The sequence below is a fragment of the Gluconacetobacter tumulicola genome, assembly GCF_014174215.1.
Lineage (GTDB): Bacteria > Pseudomonadota > Alphaproteobacteria > Acetobacterales > Acetobacteraceae > Gluconacetobacter > Gluconacetobacter tumulicola.
Genome location: NZ_JABEQL010000027.1, coordinates 1 through 21,380, shown reverse-complemented (window position 1 = coordinate 21,380; position 21,380 = coordinate 1). Strand labels below are relative to the sequence as shown.

Genomic DNA, 21,380 nt, shown 5'->3' with positions numbered 1-21,380 from the left:
AATCCGCAGGTTGCAAGCCGGGCAGGAAACGACGATCCTCCGCCGCATGTGGACCGAACCCTATCTGGAAACCTGCTGCCGGTCGGCGCTGCACCGGCTGATGCTCAGCGGCCCCGCCGGCCGCCCGGCGGGGCTGAAGGACCAGCCATGCCTGGACCGGCTGGAACGGATGGGCCTGGCAGCGCAGGATGCCGACGGCCGCTACCACCCCACGCCCCAGGGCGTGGCGCGGCATGAAGCGGAAATCCTCTCCCCCCCATGATGCGGCATGACGATCTGTGGCGCGCGCTGGACACGCTGGCCGCCGAACGCGGCCTCACCCCTTCCGGCCTGGCCCGGGCAGCGGGGCTGGACCCCACCAGCTTCAACCCGTCGAAGCGCGCCACCTCGGCCGGCCGCCCCCGCTGGCCGGGCACCGAAAGCCTGGCGCGCGTGCTGGACATCACCGGCCTGAGCCTGGAGGCCTTCGCCCGGCTCGCGGGCGGCCAGCACCCGCTCGCCCCCACGCCCCGCGCCAGCCGGTCGCGCCTGCGCCTGTCCGCCTTCTCGCAGCTCGACCAGCCGGGCATGTTCGACGGTGCGGGCCTGCCCAGCGGCCGCCATTGGGACCAGTGGGACATGCCCGGCCCCGCCGAGGCCGATCTCTACGCCGTCACACTGGATACCGCCCTGTTCGAACCGGTATTCCGCGCCGGTACGATCCTGATGGTCTCGCCCGGCACCCCAGTCCGCCGGCATGACCGGGTGCTGGTCCAGCGGCCGGAAGGCGCGCTGTGCGCGGTGGTGGTCGATCCGCGCGCCGGCATCGGTTGCGGCCCCCTGCTGGCCCCGATCGGCGCCGCGGCAGGCGGCGGGCCGTTCGAGGCCTCCCCCGCCGATCACCTGCACCGTATCATGATGGCGTTTCTGTAGTGGGCGCAGGGGGCACCACAGCCGATTGATGCAGGTTATCCACCCGTGTGATCTTCGCACCATGATCATGATGGACCCTGCTGATTTTATTAGCCTGCAAGGCCCCCAATACGCTTTGGTCGATATCGAAACTGTCCGCCACGGCCTGATGCCCGATGTCCTCGCGCCTTTTGCGCCGTTCCACGCTGAACCGTTTTTTATTGTACAGCGCCCAGCCGATCAGGATCGCCGCCAGAACGATCATGACGGCACCATAAAGCAGCAGGCTACCGATGGTCTCGGAAACGCTGGCCTTAACCGGCGTATGGTCAACATTGAAGAAATTCAGCAAAAATCCGGAAACAAGGAGAAAGACAAACCCGCCCCATGCGAAAATGGTTATCACTATATCGACGACAATATAAAATCTGGTTCTCTGCGTTTTGATGATTTTGTCGTTCATGATGGAATTTTCTTCCATATTCCCGGTTGAAACGATCATCATCGTGCCTCCGTCCGATCCGGAGATATTTGCGCGATCCCCCGATCCGGACTGTCCCAGCGCGCGCGCCGTCCCTGGCTTTTCAGCATGGTCTTCGGAAAGCTCACCAGGGTCGTGAACAGGCTGAGCATCCAGTAGACCATCGGATACCAGACGACCCAGAAAAGCGAGGAGGCGATATTCTTCTCATAAGAGCGTTCGATCAGAAGGCTGACCGAAAACTGTACAAGGCAGACGACGCTCAGAAGCAGGCCGGTAAAGGCCGGCGGGAACAGCGTGTCGATATAGATGCTCTTCGGGAGCGGAAAAAACAGACCATAGAAATACAGCATGACGCTGAACGCGAACAGGAACGCCCAGATAGTCGAAAGGAAGAATTCGACCAGCAACATCCACATGCGCCGGTTGCGCCAGCGCCAGATCGTGAACATGTTTTTCAGGAACACTTCCGCGCCGCCCTGGGCCCAGCGCAGGCGCTGCTTCCACAAGCCACGCAATGTCTCCGGCATCAAGATCCAGCACAGCGCGCGCGGTTCATAGAAAACGCCCCAGTGATACAACTGCAGTTTCCAGCTGATATCGATGTCCTCGGTGATCATGTCGGGGCTCCAATATCCGACATCGGCCAGCGCGGTGCGGCGGAAGGCGGCAACGACCCCCGATACCGTGAACACATGACCGTAGACACGCTGCGCGCGTTTGATCAGGCCGATGATGGACGAGAATTCCCCGACCTGGAGCCGCCCGATCAATGTCGAGCGCGTGCGGATGCGCGGGTTGCCCGTGACGGCGCCGACGCGCGGCAGGTCCAATAATGGTGCGACCAGATAGGCGGCCGCATCCTTGTCCAGCAATGCGTCGCCATCGATGCAGACCAGAAAGTCGCTGCGCGCCACCGCCGCCCCCATGCGCAGGGCAACTGCCTTCCCCTGGTTTTCGGCCAGTTGGATGACCCGAAGCTTTGGATAATCATGAGCGATCTGTTGCAGGATCTCGCCGGTCTCATCCTTCGAGCCATCATTGATCGCGATGACTTCGATATGCTGGTATCTCTGATGGATCGCCGCCTCGATCGTCTCGCGAACGTTCGGCCCTTCGTTGTAGCAGGGGATGAGTATCGAAATTAATGGATTGCCTTTCAGGTCCGGCGGCCGGCGTTCCCCGCCCCTGTTCCAGTGCCGTTCCTTGGTGAACCAGAAGAACACCCCGCCGGTGACCCAGATTCCGGACATGAACAGCGGCCAGTAGAAGACGAATTTAAGCGCCACCTCTCCCGACAGAACCCAAACGGCCCCTAACGGCAGGCTCAGGACGATGCAGAGCACGATGACGGCAATGAGACGATCGATCATCGGAGCGGATACCAGCGATTGGAAAAGACCGGCCTCACGGCCTCCAGGGACGGACGACCCTCTATGAAATCATCCGGATAATAGCCGTAATTTCCGGCACCCAGACCTTGCAGCCTCTTCATCCATTCGACCAGCGTCCCGTCCGCGACCGGTTTCGCCGGGTGCCTTCGCCAATCCTCGGTCTGCAACTCGATAATGGCGTGTGCCAGACCGTCCTTGTTGGACCGTATGGTCTCGACAAGCCCGGTCAGCCATGACAGGTCTTTCCCGGCCGGCACCTCTTCCATCAGGGGCATGGCCATGGGTACCGTCCAGTCATACGTACCCAGAAAATCCTTCAGATTCTGCGCGTACCATTCCTCGCTGTCGGGCTGCAGAACCGGTTCGGCATAGATATTGCGCGCGGATTCCACCTGCGGCCCGCGGATTGCACGGACATGCTGCAGCAGCGTCATGGTAAAACCCGTCAGAGCCTGGCTCTTGAACCGCGTCCAGAGCCGCATATAAGCCGGGTTCCCGCGAATCTCGCCGATGGACGGGGGCAGTCCCTGGCTCTCATAGGCTTTCAGGGCATCGGGCGACGCATCCTCGAAATCCGACAGCAGGGCGTCATCATGAAACAGGATGCCGCTGAAGACCGCCTGGCCCGCGAGGTCTTCATACAGACCGATGATCCTCTTTCGTACGTCCTCATTGAAAAAGGACAGGCGCCGATATTGCAGGGGGTTGATCTCCCCCTGTCCCGTATGCGGATTCCAGGCCAGGACGTGGGGCAGGTCCGGCGCGTCGAATGCCAGGACCGGCATCCAGGCATAGACCCGCGCACCGCCCCGGGTCTGCAACTGCCAGGCGACCCGGTTGAACAGGTCCGCCCGGACGGGCAGCCAGCGATTGGGAAAATAGACGGACTTGATATTTCCGTCCCCCGCAGGGTCGGCAAAAGCCTGCAGGAAGACATAATTGGCATGCAGGTCGGCCACGCGCTGGATCAGCAGATCGACATTGCGCGACATCTGCTTCGGATCGGAATCGTAGACATAATCCAGGTCCACCTGCACCATACGAACGAACGGCTTCTCCTGAACCCCTGATACGCTCTGGGCGAACTCCCGCAAGGACGGATTGCCGGCGACCAGAAGGCGCGGAATATTGTCGTTGCGGTTGATGTCGGCCAGCCCGTCATCGAGCGTCATCGCCATCTGATAGCCATGCCGCCTGGCCACCGCGAGCGTGACGCCGCTGGCCGCGCCGTACGGCCATACCCACACGCGCGGCTTCTTTCCCGTCGCCTGGATGATGCGCTGCGTGATCAGGCCGACATCCTTGTCGACGCGCGCCTCGAACGCGCCGGCGGTCTCGTACCGTCCGGTCCTGGCATCATAGGTTCTGTTGACGTTGAAGGGTTCGGTATTGCCCTGCGGGTTGGCCACCATGCCCTTATGCTCGGCATAGGTATGCGCGCCGATCTCGACCAGGCCGGATTGCGACATCTCGCGTATTTCCTGCCAGTTCAGGAACTGCTCGCGCGGCGAGAGCAGGCCGCCGAAATCCACCTTCTTGCCGGCCGGCGTATCCATCCATTCACCGACGGGCGCAAGCAGCGCCGGCCAGTGATAGGCCTTCAGCAGGGGGAACACCCGCTTATAAAATCCGGCATATCCATCGTCGAATGTCAGGACGACGGCCTTCTCCGGCAGCTCCTTCCTGCCCTGCTGAACGGCAACGAGATCGTCGATGCCGACGATGTTGTATCCGTTGTCCTTCAGCCACGCGAACTGCTCGACCAGGGCGCTGGTCCGGACTGCCAGAAAGCGCTGATCCGCGCCTCCATCCTCGATATCATGATAGGCAAGCACCAGATATTTGCCCTTGGACCAAGGCTTGTCCGTAATCGGCCCCGGCCGCCCGGCCGGCGCGAGGAAATCCGGTGCCGCACGCGCGGGGCCGGCTCCGAATGCCAGAACGGCAAGAAACAGGACGGCCCGAGAGACCAGACAGGAGCCCATGACGTCAGAACCTGTAATTAAGATTGAACGAGATCGCCAGATTCCTCTGTCTTTCCCCGTCATAGGGGCGCTTGTCCCAGATCACGGTCGCACCGAATGCCAGCGTGTCGTCAAACTGGAAATTCTGGCCATAACTGAAACTGGTGATGGCCTTGGTGGGATAGCCCCGTTCCACATAGACACCTTCTCCAATTTCGAAGGTCTGGCTCCACTGCATCTCGTAGCGGCGATAGAGGATTTCCTCCGCCGTGATGGCCGGCAGGATCGCCAGATCCTGATGAGGATTATAATAGAACGTGTTACGCGCCGTATTGTGGCTGGAGCTGATGCTGGGCGTGAAATCCAGGAGCCAGCGTGCCGAACTGAAAATCCTCTGCTGGGCCAGAAGATTATATTCCTGTCGGTTATTGCCGTCGGAAAAGCGGCTGTCGGCGAAATCAAGCCGCACCTGGCGCTTCTCGTTCTCGCGCCACAGGACATAGAGCGCGCCCGTGCTGCCCGTAACGTTGTTGCGCAGTGCCCTCAGGGGAATATGCGCGCCCAGCCGTTCCAGGCTGCCGCCCAGGCGCCAATGGTCGTCGAAATCATGCCAGCCCGACAGCACACCGCCGAATGCGTTGCCGTGACCGTAAGCATGATGATCGCCTTCCAGCGAGATCCAGTTGTTACGGTTTCTGTATTCGACACCCAGAATCTGAACGCGGTCGGTCCCGGTCCCCTCCTCGAAATGACTGTTATTGTAACCGACACCGGCGAAGACGCGCCAGTTATAGTGAAGAGGCATGCTGTACAGCAGCGTCCGCAGATTGAAATCATAAGCACCGGTCACCGGACTGTTGGAGCTGATGCCCTTGTCCCCCTCGATATCCAGTTCCATCATCTCATGGACGCTCAGCGCCCTGGCCAGACGCCGCACGGTCTCGTTCTCCGGCTCCCGTCCGACGACATCGCGGGTCAGAAGCGTGGCATTTCGCCAGTCCTGAAGGTCCAGGGCATCGACCCCCTGCTGGGACTCCAGGCCAATATTGCTGGGATCGAGATATTCCGCACGCTTGAGAATATCCTCGGCCTTTCTGGGCCAGCCGCGCTCGGTATAGACATCCGCCAACTCCACCGCGAGTTCCTGGTTGGTCGATGCCGTGCCTGCCAGATGCTCGGCGAGGTTACGCGCACGCGACAGGCGATTCTCGTTCTGCTGAAGAGTGACGCGCATCTGCTGCACGTCCAGCCATTGATCATTGTCCTTCCGCGTCGGCAATCCGTAGATGGCCGTCTGGTATGGCACGGATTTCTCAAGTGCTGTGACGAGCGCCTTCGCCTCGCGCAATTGGCGGGATTCGACCAGGGCAGTGAAATAGAGATTCACGGCCTCGCGGTCGGACAGGTCGATGATCTGCTTCCAGATCGCGGCAGCCTTTACCGGCTGGCGCAGATAGAGATAGGCCGTGGCCGCCCAGTTCCGCGCATAGGCGGGCAGAGGTCCCGCCACCTGGAGCGCTTCATATTCGTCCGTCAGTTCGCGCATCCGATAGCGCGCCAGCAGGGCACCCAGACGATCGATCCTCGCGACGCGCAGATCCGCTTTCGCAGCCGGATCTTTCCCGTAGCGTCGCAGAAGATCCTGATAATAGGCCAATGTGCGATCGGCCAATACGAACCGGTTCTTTTCCGTCGGAGGAGGAATCAGGCCGATCCGCACATATTCCGCCCCCTGGGCCAGTTCGATCTGCCGCTGCCGCGCGCTGCCCAGCGGCAAATGCGCGGCGACGACCAGCTCGCCCGCGACGATCCTGTTCTCGGCATTGGCATCAAGGTAGGCAAAACCCACTTCCCTGCTGCGCGGGTCCAGGCTGTAGGCCCTGGTCGCGGACTGCCAGGCATCCTCCCGCAGACCGGCGGCATCCTGAATATAGGACAGGGTCAGATACGCACGGGCGGAACCGGACCGCCGTGCGAAATCCGTGCCTTGGGCCAGAGCGTCCTTGAAGGAACGGGCATCCGCCAGGGTCATGAGATACTGGCTGCGCACCCCCTCGTCGGAAGAATGGTCGGCCCCCGCCTGACGAAAGAGCGCCAGAGCTTGCTGCCATTGCTTCAGGTTGCGATAGGCCCTGGCAACGACCAGCTTCGTATGATCGGGCAATGACCGTCCCCCTGCCCGGCGCCACAGCGCGACGATGTCGCCGTCATGCCCGGCCCAGGCGCTGATCTCGATCCAGTCGGCGATTTCACGTTCGCTGAGCGGGCGTTGCTCCTGCGCATCGCGCAGCCAGTTCAATATCGGTTGATAATCGCCATTGCGGGCCTTGATCACCAGGGTGTCGTAGAGCCCGGCCTGCGCGGCAAAAGCGGACAGACTGCCCCGGAAAAAGGAATAGATAAAAACAAAGAAGAAAATCCTGTTCCGATTCCCCTTCCCGCGCCCGTTATAAGATAATCCGCAAGCCATGACGTAGAGATCTATCCATTTATTGTAGAAGCCGAATGAACACCTAATACGCGAGACACGGTCGCGGATATGCCGATATTTTTTAAAATACAGACGTGCGAACCATGAAACGATTCCATTCAGAAGTAGACAGTGACACGACCGATCGTGACACACAAAATGGCACGAAATAATGAGAGCTACGGCACTATATTTTACACTCCGCTTTCATAAGCGCTCACCCGAGCATTCACGACTTCGATAGTCTGCAGAGACTGACCGACAGCAACCCCCGAATATCGTCCTATGACCGCCCCGAGCCGTCAATTCCCAATTGGGTCTTGACATATTTTTCATAAAAAGATCAAAACGACATACGGGGCACGCGCATCCCGTTCACTCCACGGTCACGGACTTTGCCAGGTTGCGGGGCTGGTCGACATCCGTCCCCTTGAGCACAGCCACTTCATACGCCAGCATCTGCATCGGAATGGCGTGCAGGATCGGAGCCACGAAGCCATGCACCCGCGGCAGGACGACGACCCGCTCGGCCATCGCGGACATACGGCCCGCCCCTTCCGTGTCCGTGAAGACCAGAAGGCGCCCACCGCGTGCCTTGGCCTCCTGTAGATTGGACGATGTCTTGTCGAAAAGCGGGCCGGAAGGCACGGCGGCGACGATTGGCACATTGCCGTCGATCAGGGAGATCGGGCCGTGCTTCATTTCACCCGCGGCATAAGCCTCGGCATGAATATAGGAAATCTCCTTCAGCTTGAGCGCCCCCTCCATTGCCACGGGGACCATGCTGCCACGGCCGAGGTAAAGAACGTCCCGCGCCTCGGCGACGACCCGTGCCATCTGGCGAATGGCATCGCCTTGGCCGAACACGTCTGCGACGCGACTGGGGAGGTCCAGCAGGGCTGCGACCAGCTCTTCTTCGTCCGAAGCCTTCAATGTTCCGCGCGCCCGAGCGGTCGCAATGGTCAGGCAGGCCAGGACCGTCAGTTGCGCGGTAAAGGCCTTGGTTGACGCCACGGAAATCTCAGGCCCCGCAACGGTACCCAGCACAAGGTCACTCTCACGCGCCATGGTGCTGTGTTCGACATTCAGGACCGACAGAATGTGAACGGCCCGTTCGCGCAAGCCTCGCAAGGCCGCCAGAGTATCGGCCGTCTCACCCGATTGCGAGATCAGAAGACCGAGCGAGCCGGGCACAAGGGGCGGATTTCTATAACGCATCTCGCTGGCGACATCGATATCGACAGGCAGGCGCGCAATGTCTTCCAGCCAGTACCGGCCAACCATGCCGGCATAGAATGCGGAGCCGCACGCCGTTATAATGGCGCGCGGCACACGCGCGAGGTCGAAAGGCAGATCCGGCAGCACGATCCTGCGCGTCGACGGGTCCACCATCCGCTGCAGCGTCTGCCCAATCACCTGCGGATGCTCGTGGAGTTCTTTTTCCATGTAGTAGCGGTAGCCGTCCTTGCCGACGGAATCGGCCGTCAGGGCCGTAATCTGCGCGATACGCTCTACCGGCGTGCCGTCAAAAGTCATGAACTCCGCGCCCCGCGCGGTCATCACCACGCAATCACCATTGCGCATGTAGACGATACGGCGGGTCAGGGGAGCCAATGCCAGCGCGTCGGAACCGAGGAACATGTCATCCTCACCGAAACCAACGGCCAGCGGTGCGTTGTGACATGCGCCGATCATCAGGCCTTCGTGGTCCACGAAAATCATGGCGACGGCAAACGCACCCTCCAGGCGCTTCAGTGCCTGGAGGGCGGCGTCCTTCGGCGCGAGACCCCGCCGCAGGTGATAATCCACCAGCAGGGCAATGGTCTCGCTATCCGTTTCCGTTTCGAAAACCTGGCCGGCGCTCTCCAACTCGTGCCGAAGGGCTTCGAAATTTTCGATAATGCCATTATGCACGATGGCGACCCGGGACGTCGCATGCGGGTGCGCATTACAGACGGATGGGGCGCCATGTGTCGCCCAGCGCGTATGGCCGATGCCGGTTCGGCCGGGCAGAGGCTCCCGCTCCAGCAGCGCCGCCAGATTATCCAGCTTGCCCGCGGCCCGGCGCCGCCCGATGCCGCCATCGACCACCGTGGCGATGCCGGCGGAATCATACCCCCGATATTCCAGCCGCCGCAGGGCCTCCAGAATAATGGATTGCGCCTGGCGTGACCCCACAACGCCACATATTCCACACATCGGTCATTTTCCTTCTTCGCGTTCACAGCACCTTTGAATCGTCTGCCCACTCCGATCCCGGTGGCCTGGCGCGCTCCATGAACCGGGACTACGGGCGGCGCACCATCCGCAACGGCGCCGCCCGCAACAGGCAGGGCATCGTCGCCGCCAGAGACCGTCCGGAATTTCAGGCATGGGGCGAAATGGGCAGTAATGACAAGACAATTACCTGTACAAGATTCCTGCCGAGGAGAATGGCCAAGCTGAGCCCCGACCATAAATCCCATTTGGGACTTGACACACAGCCAATAGCAAAGTTAGAGACAGAAAATTTTCATACAGTGCAATAGCAACGAAATGAAATACCGAAAATTAAATAGTATCATTTCGCGCTTGTATGAATCAGTCGCTGCACCGCAGCAATGGACGAACTCTCTTTCGGAGCTTGCATGCTTTCTCAACTATGAAAGCATTGCTGTCGTTCCAATAACAATAGTCAATAATCAAGACCAGATTTTATCGTCCGTCAAAAACAAAACATCCGATAAGGAATATGTTGAGTATTATCAATACGTAGTCCCAAAAAGAAGATTATATTCCTCACAAAATGGGAGAAATTTCGTTATAAGGGACATAGATATATTATCTGATTACGAGATTAAGAATTCTGAGTATTATGTTGATTTTTTGAACAGATATGGATGCAGCAGCACAGAACGGTGCTATATTTCTCTCGATGGAAACGAATACGCCATAGCCGGCCAGATCGGCCTTCATTACGAAAGAAACAACGACGACGGCATCGATATTTCGTTTATTTCAAATCACATCAAGAATTGTCTTACCTTATCCGAGAAATTCGGATCTTTAACGTCCATTAACTCAACAATGGAAATGGTTTACAATAAAATAAATATCGGAATATGCATTCTCGATTCGAAAAATAAGGTTATATTTATAAACAAATTCCTTGAAAATTTGAAGAACAGCTTCTTCTTTATCAGAGAAGGCTCCATCCATTTCAACATGAAGTCGAATCATCGGGAATGGGAAAAAATCATCACCCATTCTTCTGATACGAGCACCGCCTTTTTCAGCAATCCCAACGACGGGAAGATGCTTGCAAGGTTGATCACACTGCCCGATGTGATGGTCGATTACCTGGGAATGAATGATAAATGTAAAACCGTCTTCTTTTACGGTTTCAACGGTTCTCACGGTCATGTACGGGATATTTTACGTGCCATGGGGCTTTCTCCCGCAGAGGCCAGTCTGGCTCAAATACTTGGCCAGACGACATCCCTTAAAGACAGTGCCAATATTCTCAACATATCGTACGAGAGCGCGAGAACGTCGATAAAGAATATATTTTCGAAATTGAATATAAACAGTCAAAATGAATTAATGTCCATCATCACAAAAATATCCATAACAAATTAAGAACCTGTTTGGAAATGTGAGCTGGTGCATTATCCCGCGGATGTCAGGGAAGCGACGCCAGCGTGGAGATTCCCTCGGTCACCGGCACGGCTTCCATCAGCACCACGCGCGCGCGAAACCCCCTCTCCCGCCCCGGCACTGGGGATGCGATCTCCAGCCGCGCCCCCATCTGCCCGGCAATGCTGGCGGCGATGGCCAGCCCCAGCCCGCTGCCGTCGGCGGCACTCCCCCCGCGCACGAAGGGCTCGGTCAAACCCGGCAGGATCGCGGCCGGCAGCGGCGCACAATCATTGACGATGTCCACCACCCCGCCCCGCGACAGCGTGACGGCGATCACGGCATCCTGCGTGCCGTGATGGGCCGCGTTCTCGATCAGGTTGCGGAACAGGATGCCCGCCGCATCGATATCCCCACGCGCGAACAGCGCCTCCATCCCGTCGCAATCCACCGTCACGACAGGAAAGGCGGGCGGCATGTCGGCAAATTCCTCCGCCAGGATCTGCAACACCGCAATCAGGTCGAACCGGTCGTCCCCCATCGCCGCCCCCGACGACGCGCGCGACAATTGCAGCAACTTCTCCGTCATCCGGCCCAACCGGCGGATCTGCCCGATCATGGCGGCCACCCGCCCCGGCGCCTCGGGCTCATGCAATTGCTCGCGCAGCATCTGCGCCTGCGCCAGCAGCGCGCCGATCGGGTTGCGCAGTTCGTGTGCCGCATTGGCCGCAAAGGCCCGTTCGGTCGAGAGCGCCTTCTTCAGCCGGTCCAGCAGCATGTTGACCGCCATATGGATCGCCGACAGTTCCTCCGGCAAATCCAGCGCCGGGATGGGGGCCAGATTGCCGCCGCCACGGGCACGGATTTCCGCCTGCAACGATGTCAGCGGCCGCAGCGCCCGCCGCACCACCCAGCGCACCAGCAGCCACACGGCCGGCAGGAACACGATCATCGGCAGGATCGAAATCAGCGTCGCCCGCCGCACCGCCTCCCGCCGATGGAAAGTCGGCTCGCCCACCAGAATGTAATGCCCGCTATCCGAGGCCTTGACGACATAGACGCGAAAGCGCGGCCGGTCATAGAACCCACCACGCAGCACCGGCACAAAAGCCTCGGTCGGCGCATTCTGCGACCGCAGCAGCAATCGCCCGTCCGGGGTCGCGATCTGATAGGCCAGCGTGCGCGGACCGACCTCCGGCAGCAGCGCGACCGTGTCCCCGGCGGGGCGCACCGCATGGGCGGCAATGACGAATTCCAGCCGCTCGGCCACCTCCTGCAACGAATTATCCAGCCGCTCCGTCACTTCGTAGCGCGTAAAACCCGCCACCAGCACGCTCAACAGCGCCAGACAGCCCAATACCACCACCAGCACCCCGGCCATGATGCGCGTGGCCAGGCTCCATCGTCCCCCATCGCGCCTCATGCCGCCCCCTCCCGCGCCAACCGATAGCCCCGCCCGCGCACGGTCAGGATCAGCCCGGCCCCCACCTTCTTGCGCACGCGGCTGACAAAGACCTCGATCGCATTGCTCTCGATCTCCTCCCCCAGCCCGTAGAGCGCATCCTCGATCTGCTCGCGCGAGCACAGCGCCCCCGCCCGCCGCGCCAGCAATTCGATCACCGCCCATTCGCGCGCCGTCAGATCCACATCCTGCCCCTCGCGGGACAGGCTGCGCCGCCCCAGATCGATCTCCACCCCGCCCAGCACCAGCCGGTTGCTGGCAAGCGCCCCATAGCGGCGCGAGACCGCGTCGATCCGGGCCAGCAATTCATCGAAATCATAGGGTTTGACGATGTAATCGTCCGCACCGTCCGACAGGCCGGCAATACGGTCGCTGATCTGGTCCTGCGCGGTGGCGATCATCACCGCCATCGCCGACCCGCCCCGGCGGATCTCCCGCAACAGGTCGCGCCCGCTGCCATCCGGCAATCCCAGATCCAGCAACAGGAAATCATAGGCAATGGCCGCCAGGGCCGCGCGCGCATCGGCCAGCGTAGTAAACCAGTCGGCGGCATGCCCGGCCCGGCGCAGCCGCTCCTGCACCGCCGACCCCAACGGCCTTTCATCCTCGACAACCAGAATCCGCACGGTTTCCCTTTCTGGCACTAAGGTCGGGCTCTGCCCGAACCCGGCAGGGCCTGAGGCCCTGCACCCCAATCCGATAACGACCGGGTTTCCAAAGGGCGACTGCCCTTTGGCGGGGTTCGGGGCAGAGCCCCGAAAGCCTACCCCTTTTTCCGCTCCCGCATCACCCGCGCATAAAGCGAAGGCAGCACCAGCAGCGTCAGCACGGTAGACGACACCAGCCCGCCGATCACCACCGTCGCCAGCGGCCGCTCCACCTCCGCCCCGGCACTGGTCGAAAACGCCATGGGGAAGAAGCCCAGGCTGGCCACCAGGGCGGTCGCCATCACGGGCCGGAAACGCTGTTCCGCCGCCTCGAACGCCGCGCGCGCCACATCCATCCCGGTGCTGCGCAGATGCTGGATATAGCTGACCAGCACCACACCGTTCAGGATCGCGACACCGAACAGCGCAATGAACCCGATCCCGGCCGAAATGCTGAACGGCAGCCCCCGCGCCGCCAGCGCCAGAATCCCCCCCGTCGCCGCCATCGGCAGGTTGACGAACACCAGCGCCGCCGGCGCGACCGACCCCAGCGCCAGCACCAGCAGCACGAAGATCAGCGCCAGCGCGATCGGCACCACGATCTCCAGCCGCGCCATGGCCGATTGCAGGTTGCGAAACTGCCCCTCCCACGTCAGGCGATAGCCGGGGGGCAGATGCACCCGCGCCGCCACCGCCGCCTGCGCCGCCGCGACGTAGGAACTCAAATCCCGCCCGCGCACATTGGCCTGCACGATCAGCCGGCGCTGGATGCGGTCGCGGCTGATGCGCGGCGGCCCGTCCACTACCGACACGCGCGCCACCTGCGACAGCAGCACCGACCCCGTCCCATCGGCCCGGCGCACGCGCAGGCCCGCGATCTGCCCGACCGAGGCTACCTGAGCGGCGGCGAAACGGATCTGCGTGTTCACCACCGCATCATCCATGATCACGGGCCGGCCGATATGCCCCCCCACCGCCTCGACCGTGTCGAGGATGTCGGCCATCGCCACATTCAGCCGCGCCGCGCGCGCGCGATCGACATCGACATGGATGAAGGGCAGCGTGCCATCGCCCTGCGGCGCCACGTCGGCCGCCCCCTGCACGCTGTTCAGCGCCGCCGCCACCTGGTCGCCCAGCCGCGACAGCGTCGTCAGGTCAGGGCCATAGATCGACACCGCGATCTGCGTCCGCACGCCCGACAGCAGATCGTCCATCCGCATCTCGACCGGCTGGCTCCACGAGAACTGCGCCTCCGGCAGCCGGTCGCGCAGCGCACGGTCATAGGCGCCGACCAGCCCTTCCTGCGTGCGCGCGGTGCGCCAGGCCGACGGGTCCTTCAGAAAGACGAACGTATCGGTCTCGTTCACCCCCATCGGATCGGTCGGAATGGCCGAGGTCCCGGTATTGCTGACCACGGTGGCGATGTCGGGAAAACCCTTCAGGATCTGCTCTTCCTTGCGCACCGATTCCAGCACCGTCGGCAGCGAGGCACTGGGCAGGCGCGTCGTGGTCACCACCAGCGCCCCCTCGCCCAGTTGCGGGATGAACTCCCCCCCCAGCCGCATGGCCAGCATGACCGAGACCAGGAACACCGCGATCGTGCCGCCGAACAGCATGCCGGGATGGCTCTCCCCCCACCGCACCGCCGGCCCGTAGCGGCGGCGCAGCACCGCCACCAGCCGCGTGTCGCCATGCCCCCGGCTGCCCCGCATCGCCAGCGCCGCGATTACCGGCACGCAGAACACGCAATAGGCCAGCGAGGCCAGCAGCGCCATGATGACGGTCTGCGCCATCGGGCGGAACATCTTCCCCTCGATCCCCTGCAAGGTCAGGATCGGCAGATACACCATCACGATCACCAGAATGGCGAAGGTGACGGGCCGCAGCACCTGGGTCGTCGCCGACACCACCTGCGTCCGCAGGTCGGTCGCGCGATCGGTCTCGCGCATGGCCAGCAGATGCTCGACCACCACCAGCGAACTGTCGACGATCATCCCGAAATCGATCGCCCCCAGACTGAGCAGGTTGGCCGAAATGCCGAACTGCCGCATCCCCGTCATGGCGCAGACCAGCGCAAAGGGAATGACCGAGGCAATCACCAGCGACGCCCGCCAGTCGCCGATCACCACCACCAGCACGCCCACCACCAGCACCGCACCCATCAGCAGATTGTCGCGCACGGTGGCGATGGTGCGGTTGGTCAGGTCCGACCGGCTGTAATACGGCTCCAGCGTCACGCCCGAAGGCAGCCCGCGCCCGATGCCCGGCAGCGCCGCGCGAATGGCGGCCAGCGTGGCGTCCGAACTCGCCCCCTGGCGCATCATCACCACGCCGATCACGATCTCACCCTGCCCGTCACGCGTCACCGCACCCAGCCGGGTGCGCGGACCCATCGATACCGCCCCCACATCGCGCAGGCGGATCGCCGTGCCGTCGGCATTGCTGCGCACCGGCAGCGCGCCGAAATCGTCCAGGGTGCGGATCAGCCCACGCCCCACCACGATCTGCTGCTCGGCATGATGCTCGATCCAGCCGCCGCCCGAGGCCGCATTGTTGCCGTCCACGGCGCGATACACGTCCCCCACCGAAACGCCGTACGCATTCAGCCGCGCCTGATCCAGCGCCACCTGAAACGTCTCCTCGGCCCCGCCATTGACGTTCACGTCCACCACGCCCGGCACCAGCTTCAGTTGCGGCACCACGCTCCAGCTCATCAGCCGGTTCAGCTCCATCAGCGAGCGACCCGCCCCATGGATCTGGATCTGCATGATCTCGCCCATGCCGGTGGCCAGCGGACCCATATTGATCGACAGGCCCGGTACCGCGATCAGCCCGCGCGCCTGCTGGATGCGCTCGTTGACGCGGGTGCGGTCCAGGTCGATGTCGGTATCGTCGTCGAACTGCACATAGACCACCGACACGCCGGACCGCGAGACCGAGCGCAGATCGTTCATCCCCGGAATCCCGGCCATGCTGGCCTCGACGGGAAAGGTGATCAGCCGCTCGACCTCCTCGGTGGCGAGGCCAGGGGCGACGACCGAAACCAGCACCTGCCGGGGCGAAATGTCGGGCACGGCTTCCACCGGCAGACCGATCACCGCCGCCATCCCAACCAGCATGATCGCGAGTGCCGCCCCCAGGACGACGAAGCGGTTCGCCTGGAGCAGAATCAGAAGGCCACGCATGGTCAGTCGTCCCCGCCCATCCCGGCCAGCAGAATCATGGATTTCAGGGCAAAGCTGCCATGGACGGCCACCGCCTGCCCCGCCGACAGGCCCGAGACGATGACCGCGCTGTCTCCATTATCGATCCCGACCGTCACCGGCACCGGCCGGTAGCTGTCGGTCCCGTTCCGCACGAACACCACATCGCGGCCCGCAATCTGCTGCACCGCCTCGGACGGAACCACGATGCCGCTCTTTGTCTCGGCGGTTTCCAGCGCCACATCCAGCATCATGCCCGGGCGCAGCGCACCATCCGGATTGGGCACGCTGCTGATGACGCGCACCAGCCCGGTGGCGGGCGCGGCCACGCCGCTGATGCTGCTGATGCGGCTTTCGATCCGCCGCCCGTTCAACAGCGCGGTCTGCCGCCCGCCCACCACCAGCCGGGCGGCATCCTGCGGCGCAATGTCGGACACGATCCAGACCGATGACAGGTCGATCAGGGTCGCGGCAACCTGCCCGGCCTCGATATCCCCATCGGACGACACACCCATCTCCTGGACCATGCCATCGATCGGGGCCAGCAGCGACGATGTCTCATCCCCGCCGGTGCCGATGCGCTCGCTGATCGAGTTGAACTCCTCCTCGAAGCGATGCGTCATGGTTCCGACATCGGCCTGCCGCGCGGCCACGGTGCTGCGCGCCTCCTGCAGCACGGCCAGCCGGCGCCGCACCTCCCCCTGCGAGACGGTGGTGCCGGCCAGGTCCCGCGCGCGCTTCCACGCCGCCTCGGCCTCGGCCTCCGCCGCCAGGGCGCCGGCCAGGGCGGCCTGCATCTGCACCGATTGCAGCCGCGCGACATGCAGCGAATGGTCCAGATAATCGACCAGCACACTCTTGCGCGCCACATGCTGCCCGGCCATGACATGCACCCGCAGCACCTTGCCCGCACCGACCGGCCGCACCCGCACGATCCGCGTCTCGTCCGGCATCACGCTGGCCAGCACCGGCAGCATCCGCGACAGGCTGCCCGGCCGGGCCACGCTGTCGGCCACCCCCTCGGCCTGCCGCGCCTCGGCGCCGATCGTCACCGGCTCCAGCCCCGCCGGCGCCTCGGCCCGGACGGCGGGCGCCCGGGTCAGGCCCATCAGGGCAGCCGCCAGCCCGATTGCCGCACGCAGGCGCCTCATGGCGTCATACCGGTGGCGATGGCAGCGCGCAGAATGGCCGCATGCCAGCCGATTTCGGCGGAATTCAGCGCCAGAATGGCGTTATAGGCGGCCAGCCGCGCCCGCAATGCCTCGATCAGTGCCGTTTCCCCCACCTGCCAGGAATGTTCCATCTCGTCGGCCCGCCGGTTCAGCGCGGTGGCCGAGGCCCGCGCGCCCTCCAGTGTCGTCCGCGCCGCATCCAGCCGGGCCCGCACCTGCGCCAGCTCCACCCGCACCATGCGCCGCGCCTGCACTTCCTGGCTGCCGGCCGCCGCCAGCCGGTTGCGGGCCTCGGCCATCATCGGCACGTTCCGCGCCTCGCTGGGCAGCGGGACCGAGATCTGGACCCCCACCCGATTGTCCCACGGGCTGCCATACGACCCTTCATGGATCGCGCCGACCCCGATTTCCGGATTGGGCATGAACGACGCCCGGGCCAGCCGCACCCCCTCGCGCGCTGCCGCCACATCGCGGGTGGCGGCGCGCACGCGCGGGTCATTATCCTCGACCGCCTGGGGCATATCCAGGCGCGTCCGCGCCAGCAGGCGATCGTCATAGGACAGCATATCTGGCAGCCCCGGCCGGCCCAGCAGCGTCTCCAGCGCCGCGCCGGTGGTCGCGACCTGCTCGCGCGCCAGCCCGGCCTCGTTCCGCGCGGCCGCCAGTTCGGCATCCGCCGCCTGCCGGTCGGCAGCGGCCGCCTCCCCCTGATGTTCGGCCCGCCCTACGGCGGCGGCAACCCGCTGCATCGCCTGCACCAGCGACAGCGCCACCGTCTGCCGCCGCTGGGCGATCACCCGCGCCCCGGTCGCCTCCAGCACGCGTACGGCCACCGCCATGTGCTCGACATTCAGCTTTTCCTGGATGGTGGCGGATTCGGCCTGCGCCACACGCTGCGTCGCCGTCCCCTGCCCGGGCAGCCACAGCGGCACCGACACCGTGCCCTCATAGGTGGTGTAACCGATATTGGTGCCGATGAAATGGTCGTCGAAATACTGGGCCGACACCACGGGGCCGCCGGGAAACCAGGATTTCGCGGCATCGGCCCGCGCATCGGCCGACTGGCCGTTGGTCGTCAGCTCCGTCCGCACAGGATCGACCGCCCACGCGGCCGTGACGGCATCGCGAAAGGACAGGTCCGCCGCACGGGCCCGACCGGCCAGCCCCCCAGCCAGACCCACCCCCACGATCACGGCCAGCATGGCACCCAGGCCCGGCTTTTCGGCACTATGCCGACGCAACAAGGCCCCTGGCATCCATCCGCCCCCGCACTCCGGATGGCCCGATGCCACCCCTGTCGAAAGCGCGCTCTAACACACCAAGCTGACAGGACCCTGAACGAGGACAGCGGGCGCCGGGCCCACGGGAGAATTTACGCGCGACCCGCTGACTTTCGTGGGGTTTTGGCCTATGTCTGCGCCCATGACCGACACACCGCTCTCGCTGATCCGCAATTTCTCGATCATCGCGCATATCGACCACGGCAAGTCGACGCTGGCCGACCGGCTGATTCAGGCCTGCGGCGCGCTGACGGCGCGCGAAATGACCAACCAGGTCCTGGACAATATGGAGCTGGAGCGCGAGCGCGGCATCACCATCAAGGCGCAGACGGTGCGCCTGACCTACCCGGCCAAGGACGGCAAGACCTACGTCCTGAACCTCATGGACACGCCGGGCCATGTCGATTTCGCCTACGAGGTCAGCCGTTCGCTCGCAGCCTGCGAAGGCTCGCTGCTGGTCGTCGACGCCTCGCAGGGCGTGGAGGCGCAGACGCTCGCCAACGTCTACCAGGCCATCGACGCCCATCACGAGATCGTGCCGGTCCTGAACAAGGTGGACCTCCCCGCCGCCGAGCCCGAGCGCGTCCGCGCGCAGATCGAGGAAGTGATCGGCATCCCGGCCGACGACGCGGTCCAGATCTCCGCCAAGACCGGCCTGAACATCGAGGGCGTGCTGGAGGCCCTGGTCACCCGCCTGCCCCCGCCGGTCGGCGACGACACCAAGCCGCTGCAGGCGCTGCTGGTCGATAGCTGGTACGACCCCTATCTGGGCGTGATCATCCTGGTCCGCGTCAAGGAAGGCCGGCTGAAGCGCGGCATGCGCATCCGCATGATGTCCAACAACGCGGTCTATAACGTCGACCAGGTCGGCGTCTTCGCCCCGCGCATGGTCCCGGTCGAGGATCTGGGCCCGGGCGAGATGGGCTACATCAACGCCGCGATCAAGACGGTGGCCGACTGCAATGTCGGCGACACGCTGACCGACGACCGCCGCCCGGCCGAAACCGCGCTGGCGGGCTTCAAGCCGTCGATCCCGGTGGTGTGGTGCGGCCTGTATCCCGTCGATGCCGACGATTTCGAGAAACTGCGCGACAGCCTGTCCAAGCTGCGGCTGAACGACGCCTCGTTCCATTACGAGGCCGAGACCTCCGCCGCGCTGGGCTTCGGCTTCCGCTGCGGCTTCCTGGGCCTGCTGCATCTGGAAATCATCCAGGAGCGCCTGAGCCGCGAATTCAACCTGGACCTGATCGCGACCGCCCCGTCGGTGGTCTACCGCCTCTACCGCACGAACGGCGAGATGGAGGAACTGCACAACCCCGCCGACATGCCCGACGGCTCGGTGATCGAGCGGATGGAAGAACCGTGGATCGTCGCCACCATCATGGTGCCCGACGAGTATCTGGGCGCGGTGCTGACCCTGTGCAGCGAGCGGCGCGGCGTCCAGAAGGACCTCACCTATGTCGGCAACCGGGCGATGGCGGTCTACCGCCTGCCGCTGAACGAGGTGGTGTTCGATTTCTACGACCGGCTGAAATCGGTATCGCGCGGCTATGCCAGCTTCGACTACCAGATGGACGGCTACGAAGAGAGCGACCTGGTGCGGATCTCGATCCTGGTCAATCTGGAGCCGGTCGATGCGCTGTCCTTCGTCGCCCACCGCTCGGCGGCCGAAAGCCGGGGCCGCTCGATCTGCGCCAAGCTGAAGGAACTGATCCCCCGCCAATTGTTCAAGATCGCGATCCAGGCCGCGATCGGCAGCCGCGTGATCGCGCGCGAGACGATCGGCGCGATGTCCAAGGACGTGACGGCCAAATGCTATGGCGGCGACATCTCGCGCAAGCGCAAGCTGCTGGAAAAGCAGAAGGAAGGCAAGAAGCGCATGCGCCAGTTCGGCAAGGTCGAAATCCCCCAGAGCGCCTTCCTCGCCGCCCTGAAGATGGACCACTGACCCTCACCACCCCAACCCGCGCCGGCCCCAAATCCGGCGCACCTTTCCCCCTTGCGCCGGCCGGAATTGTTGCTATGTTCCCGCCCCATACCGACGGGCCTGCCACACCGGCAGCCCCGCCAGTGCGCCGGAGAGATGGCCGAGCGGCTTAAGGCGCACGCTTGGAAAGCGTGTGTACGTTAATAGCGTACCGTGGGTTCGAATCCCACTCTCTCCGCCACCAATCCAAAAATATCATAATGAAATCAGTCTTCTATATACAGAGACTCGACGCTTACCCCTTTGCTATCTCTTTTAGAAGCCGCGCTACCCAGACACAGCGGGGAACGAAGCGGCACAGGCTCCTCCGCTCCGCGATTTCCGCGATCTGTTCAGCATAGGCTTCGAGCCGAATCGCGCCGTGCCATTCCGATACCGTGCGCTCGGACGCGTCCTGCACCAGGTTCATGTCTCGCCTGATCGCCCGGCGATATCGCGCAAGCCGCGCGTGTGGAACGTCTGCCGGTCGAGGGCATCGACACCACTTGCCGACAGGGACTTAGCCGGGATCTTCTGGCGCGCTGCCATGCGGGTGCTCATGCCATGGCTCCCTTCTGTCGGGCGATTTCATCCATAGGTCTGGCAATCACGAGCTTGATTGAGGTCCACAACCACTCTCTAGGCGCTGTGTACATTCATGGATTCCTTTGGAGTTGAAGTTCTGATTCAAGGCGACCCTTGAGCAGACGGACACTGACAGACGGTAACCGGCCGCTCAAGGCCGCATAATCACGCAGCCTGTTTGTGAGTTGTCGGCATGGGCCGCCAATTCCATGGCAGCAGTTCGTGGAGGCGGTTGATCTTATGATCGTTG

17 protein-coding genes and 1 tRNA gene are annotated in these 21,380 nt (G+C 63.1%); 5 read left to right on the top strand and 13 right to left on the bottom strand.

Annotated elements, in window-relative coordinates:
• The first annotated feature begins 46 nt into the window (after nucleotides 1-46).
• Both HLH29_RS15695 and HLH29_RS15690 read left to right on the top strand, forming a co-directional pair.
• Nucleotides 47-262, top strand: a complete 216-nt coding sequence (locus HLH29_RS15695; RefSeq protein ID WP_182968325.1) for a hypothetical protein — start codon at nucleotides 47-49, stop codon at nucleotides 260-262.
• Nucleotides 259-912 (top strand): helix-turn-helix transcriptional regulator, encoded by a 654-nt coding sequence (locus HLH29_RS15690; protein ID WP_182968324.1) that lies wholly within the window; start codon nucleotides 259-261, stop codon nucleotides 910-912. The genes HLH29_RS15695 and HLH29_RS15690 overlap by 4 nt, the downstream gene beginning before the upstream one ends.
• Here HLH29_RS15690 and pgaD read toward each other — a convergent pair.
• The 5 genes from pgaD to glmS all read right to left on the bottom strand — a co-directional run bounded on the left by pgaD (nucleotide 893) and on the right by glmS (nucleotide 9,399).
• Nucleotides 893-1,396, bottom strand: a complete 504-nt coding sequence (gene pgaD / locus HLH29_RS15685; protein WP_182968323.1) for a poly-beta-1,6-N-acetyl-D-glucosamine biosynthesis protein PgaD — start codon at nucleotides 1,394-1,396, stop codon at nucleotides 893-895. The genes HLH29_RS15690 and pgaD overlap by 20 nt on opposite strands.
• Entirely contained in the window at nucleotides 1,393-2,745 is a 1,353-nt protein-coding gene (gene pgaC / locus HLH29_RS15680; RefSeq protein ID WP_182968322.1) for a poly-beta-1,6-N-acetyl-D-glucosamine synthase, read from the bottom strand. Before pgaC ends, pgaD begins: the two co-directional genes overlap by 4 nt.
• The gene (gene pgaB / locus HLH29_RS15675) at nucleotides 2,742-4,751 is read right to left on the bottom strand and encodes a poly-beta-1,6-N-acetyl-D-glucosamine N-deacetylase PgaB (RefSeq protein ID WP_182968321.1); all 2,010 of its coding nucleotides are present in this window, start codon (nucleotides 4,749-4,751) and stop codon (nucleotides 2,742-2,744) included. The genes pgaC and pgaB overlap by 4 nt, the downstream gene beginning before the upstream one ends.
• 4 nt (nucleotides 4,752-4,755) lie before the next feature.
• Nucleotides 4,756-7,200 carry a poly-beta-1,6 N-acetyl-D-glucosamine export porin PgaA gene (gene pgaA / locus HLH29_RS15670; protein WP_182968320.1) on the bottom strand — a complete coding sequence of 815 codons (2,445 nt, stop codon included), beginning with the start codon at nucleotides 7,198-7,200 and terminating at the stop codon, nucleotides 4,756-4,758.
• Between the two features lie 375 nt (nucleotides 7,201-7,575).
• The gene (glmS, locus tag HLH29_RS15665; RefSeq protein ID WP_182968319.1) at nucleotides 7,576-9,399 is read right to left on the bottom strand and encodes a glutamine--fructose-6-phosphate transaminase (isomerizing); all 1,824 of its coding nucleotides are present in this window, start codon (nucleotides 9,397-9,399) and stop codon (nucleotides 7,576-7,578) included.
• 77 nt (nucleotides 9,400-9,476) lie between these two features.
• On the opposite strand from glmS, the gene HLH29_RS15660 reads away from it, so the two are divergent.
• Entirely contained in the window at nucleotides 9,477-9,728 is a 252-nt protein-coding gene (locus HLH29_RS15660; protein WP_182968318.1) for a hypothetical protein, read from the top strand.
• 532 nt (nucleotides 9,729-10,260) lie between these two features.
• On the opposite strand, the gene HLH29_RS15655 is transcribed toward HLH29_RS15660, so the two are convergent.
• From HLH29_RS15655 to HLH29_RS15630, 6 genes are all read right to left on the bottom strand, one after another.
• A complete protein-coding gene (locus HLH29_RS15655; RefSeq protein WP_182968317.1) occupies nucleotides 10,261-10,602 on the bottom strand; it encodes a hypothetical protein in 342 nt (113 codons plus the stop codon).
• Nucleotides 10,603-10,861: 259 nt separating this feature from the next.
• Nucleotides 10,862-12,238, bottom strand: coding sequence for a sensor histidine kinase (locus HLH29_RS15650; protein WP_182968316.1), 1,377 nt, complete (start codon nucleotides 12,236-12,238; stop codon nucleotides 10,862-10,864).
• On the bottom strand, nucleotides 12,235-12,903 hold the full coding sequence (locus HLH29_RS15645; protein WP_182968315.1) for a response regulator: 669 nt from the start codon (nucleotides 12,901-12,903) through the stop codon (nucleotides 12,235-12,237). The genes HLH29_RS15650 and HLH29_RS15645 overlap by 4 nt, the downstream gene beginning before the upstream one ends.
• Before the next feature lie 137 nt (nucleotides 12,904-13,040).
• On the bottom strand, nucleotides 13,041-16,109 hold the full coding sequence (locus tag HLH29_RS15640; protein WP_182968314.1) for an efflux RND transporter permease subunit: 3,069 nt from the start codon (nucleotides 16,107-16,109) through the stop codon (nucleotides 13,041-13,043).
• Nucleotides 16,110-16,111: 2 nt separating this feature from the next.
• The gene (locus HLH29_RS15635) at nucleotides 16,112-17,278 is read right to left on the bottom strand and encodes an efflux RND transporter periplasmic adaptor subunit (protein WP_182968313.1); all 1,167 of its coding nucleotides are present in this window, start codon (nucleotides 17,276-17,278) and stop codon (nucleotides 16,112-16,114) included.
• A complete protein-coding gene (locus HLH29_RS15630; RefSeq protein WP_246374311.1) occupies nucleotides 17,275-18,543 on the bottom strand; it encodes a TolC family protein in 1,269 nt (422 codons plus the stop codon). The genes HLH29_RS15635 and HLH29_RS15630 overlap by 4 nt, the downstream gene beginning before the upstream one ends.
• 178 nt (nucleotides 18,544-18,721) lie before the next feature.
• Here HLH29_RS15630 and lepA point away from each other — a divergent pair, with 178 nt between their 5' ends.
• Both lepA and HLH29_RS15620 read left to right on the top strand, forming a co-directional pair.
• Complete coding sequence (lepA, locus tag HLH29_RS15625; protein WP_182968311.1) at nucleotides 18,722-20,527, top strand: translation elongation factor 4; 1,806 nt, start codon at nucleotides 18,722-18,724, stop codon at nucleotides 20,525-20,527.
• A 129-nt stretch (nucleotides 20,528-20,656) separates the two neighbouring features.
• Nucleotides 20,657-20,747: transfer RNA gene (locus HLH29_RS15620), tRNA-Ser, on the top strand.
• Between the two features lie 54 nt (nucleotides 20,748-20,801).
• On the opposite strand, the gene HLH29_RS15615 is transcribed toward HLH29_RS15620, so the two are convergent.
• Nucleotides 20,802-20,975, bottom strand: coding sequence for a hypothetical protein (locus HLH29_RS15615; protein WP_182968310.1), 174 nt, complete (start codon nucleotides 20,973-20,975; stop codon nucleotides 20,802-20,804).
• Complete coding sequence (locus HLH29_RS19930) at nucleotides 20,972-21,106, bottom strand: hypothetical protein (protein WP_275944192.1); 135 nt, start codon at nucleotides 21,104-21,106, stop codon at nucleotides 20,972-20,974. The genes HLH29_RS15615 and HLH29_RS19930 overlap by 4 nt, the downstream gene beginning before the upstream one ends.
• Nucleotides 21,107-21,380: the final 274 nt, after the last annotated feature.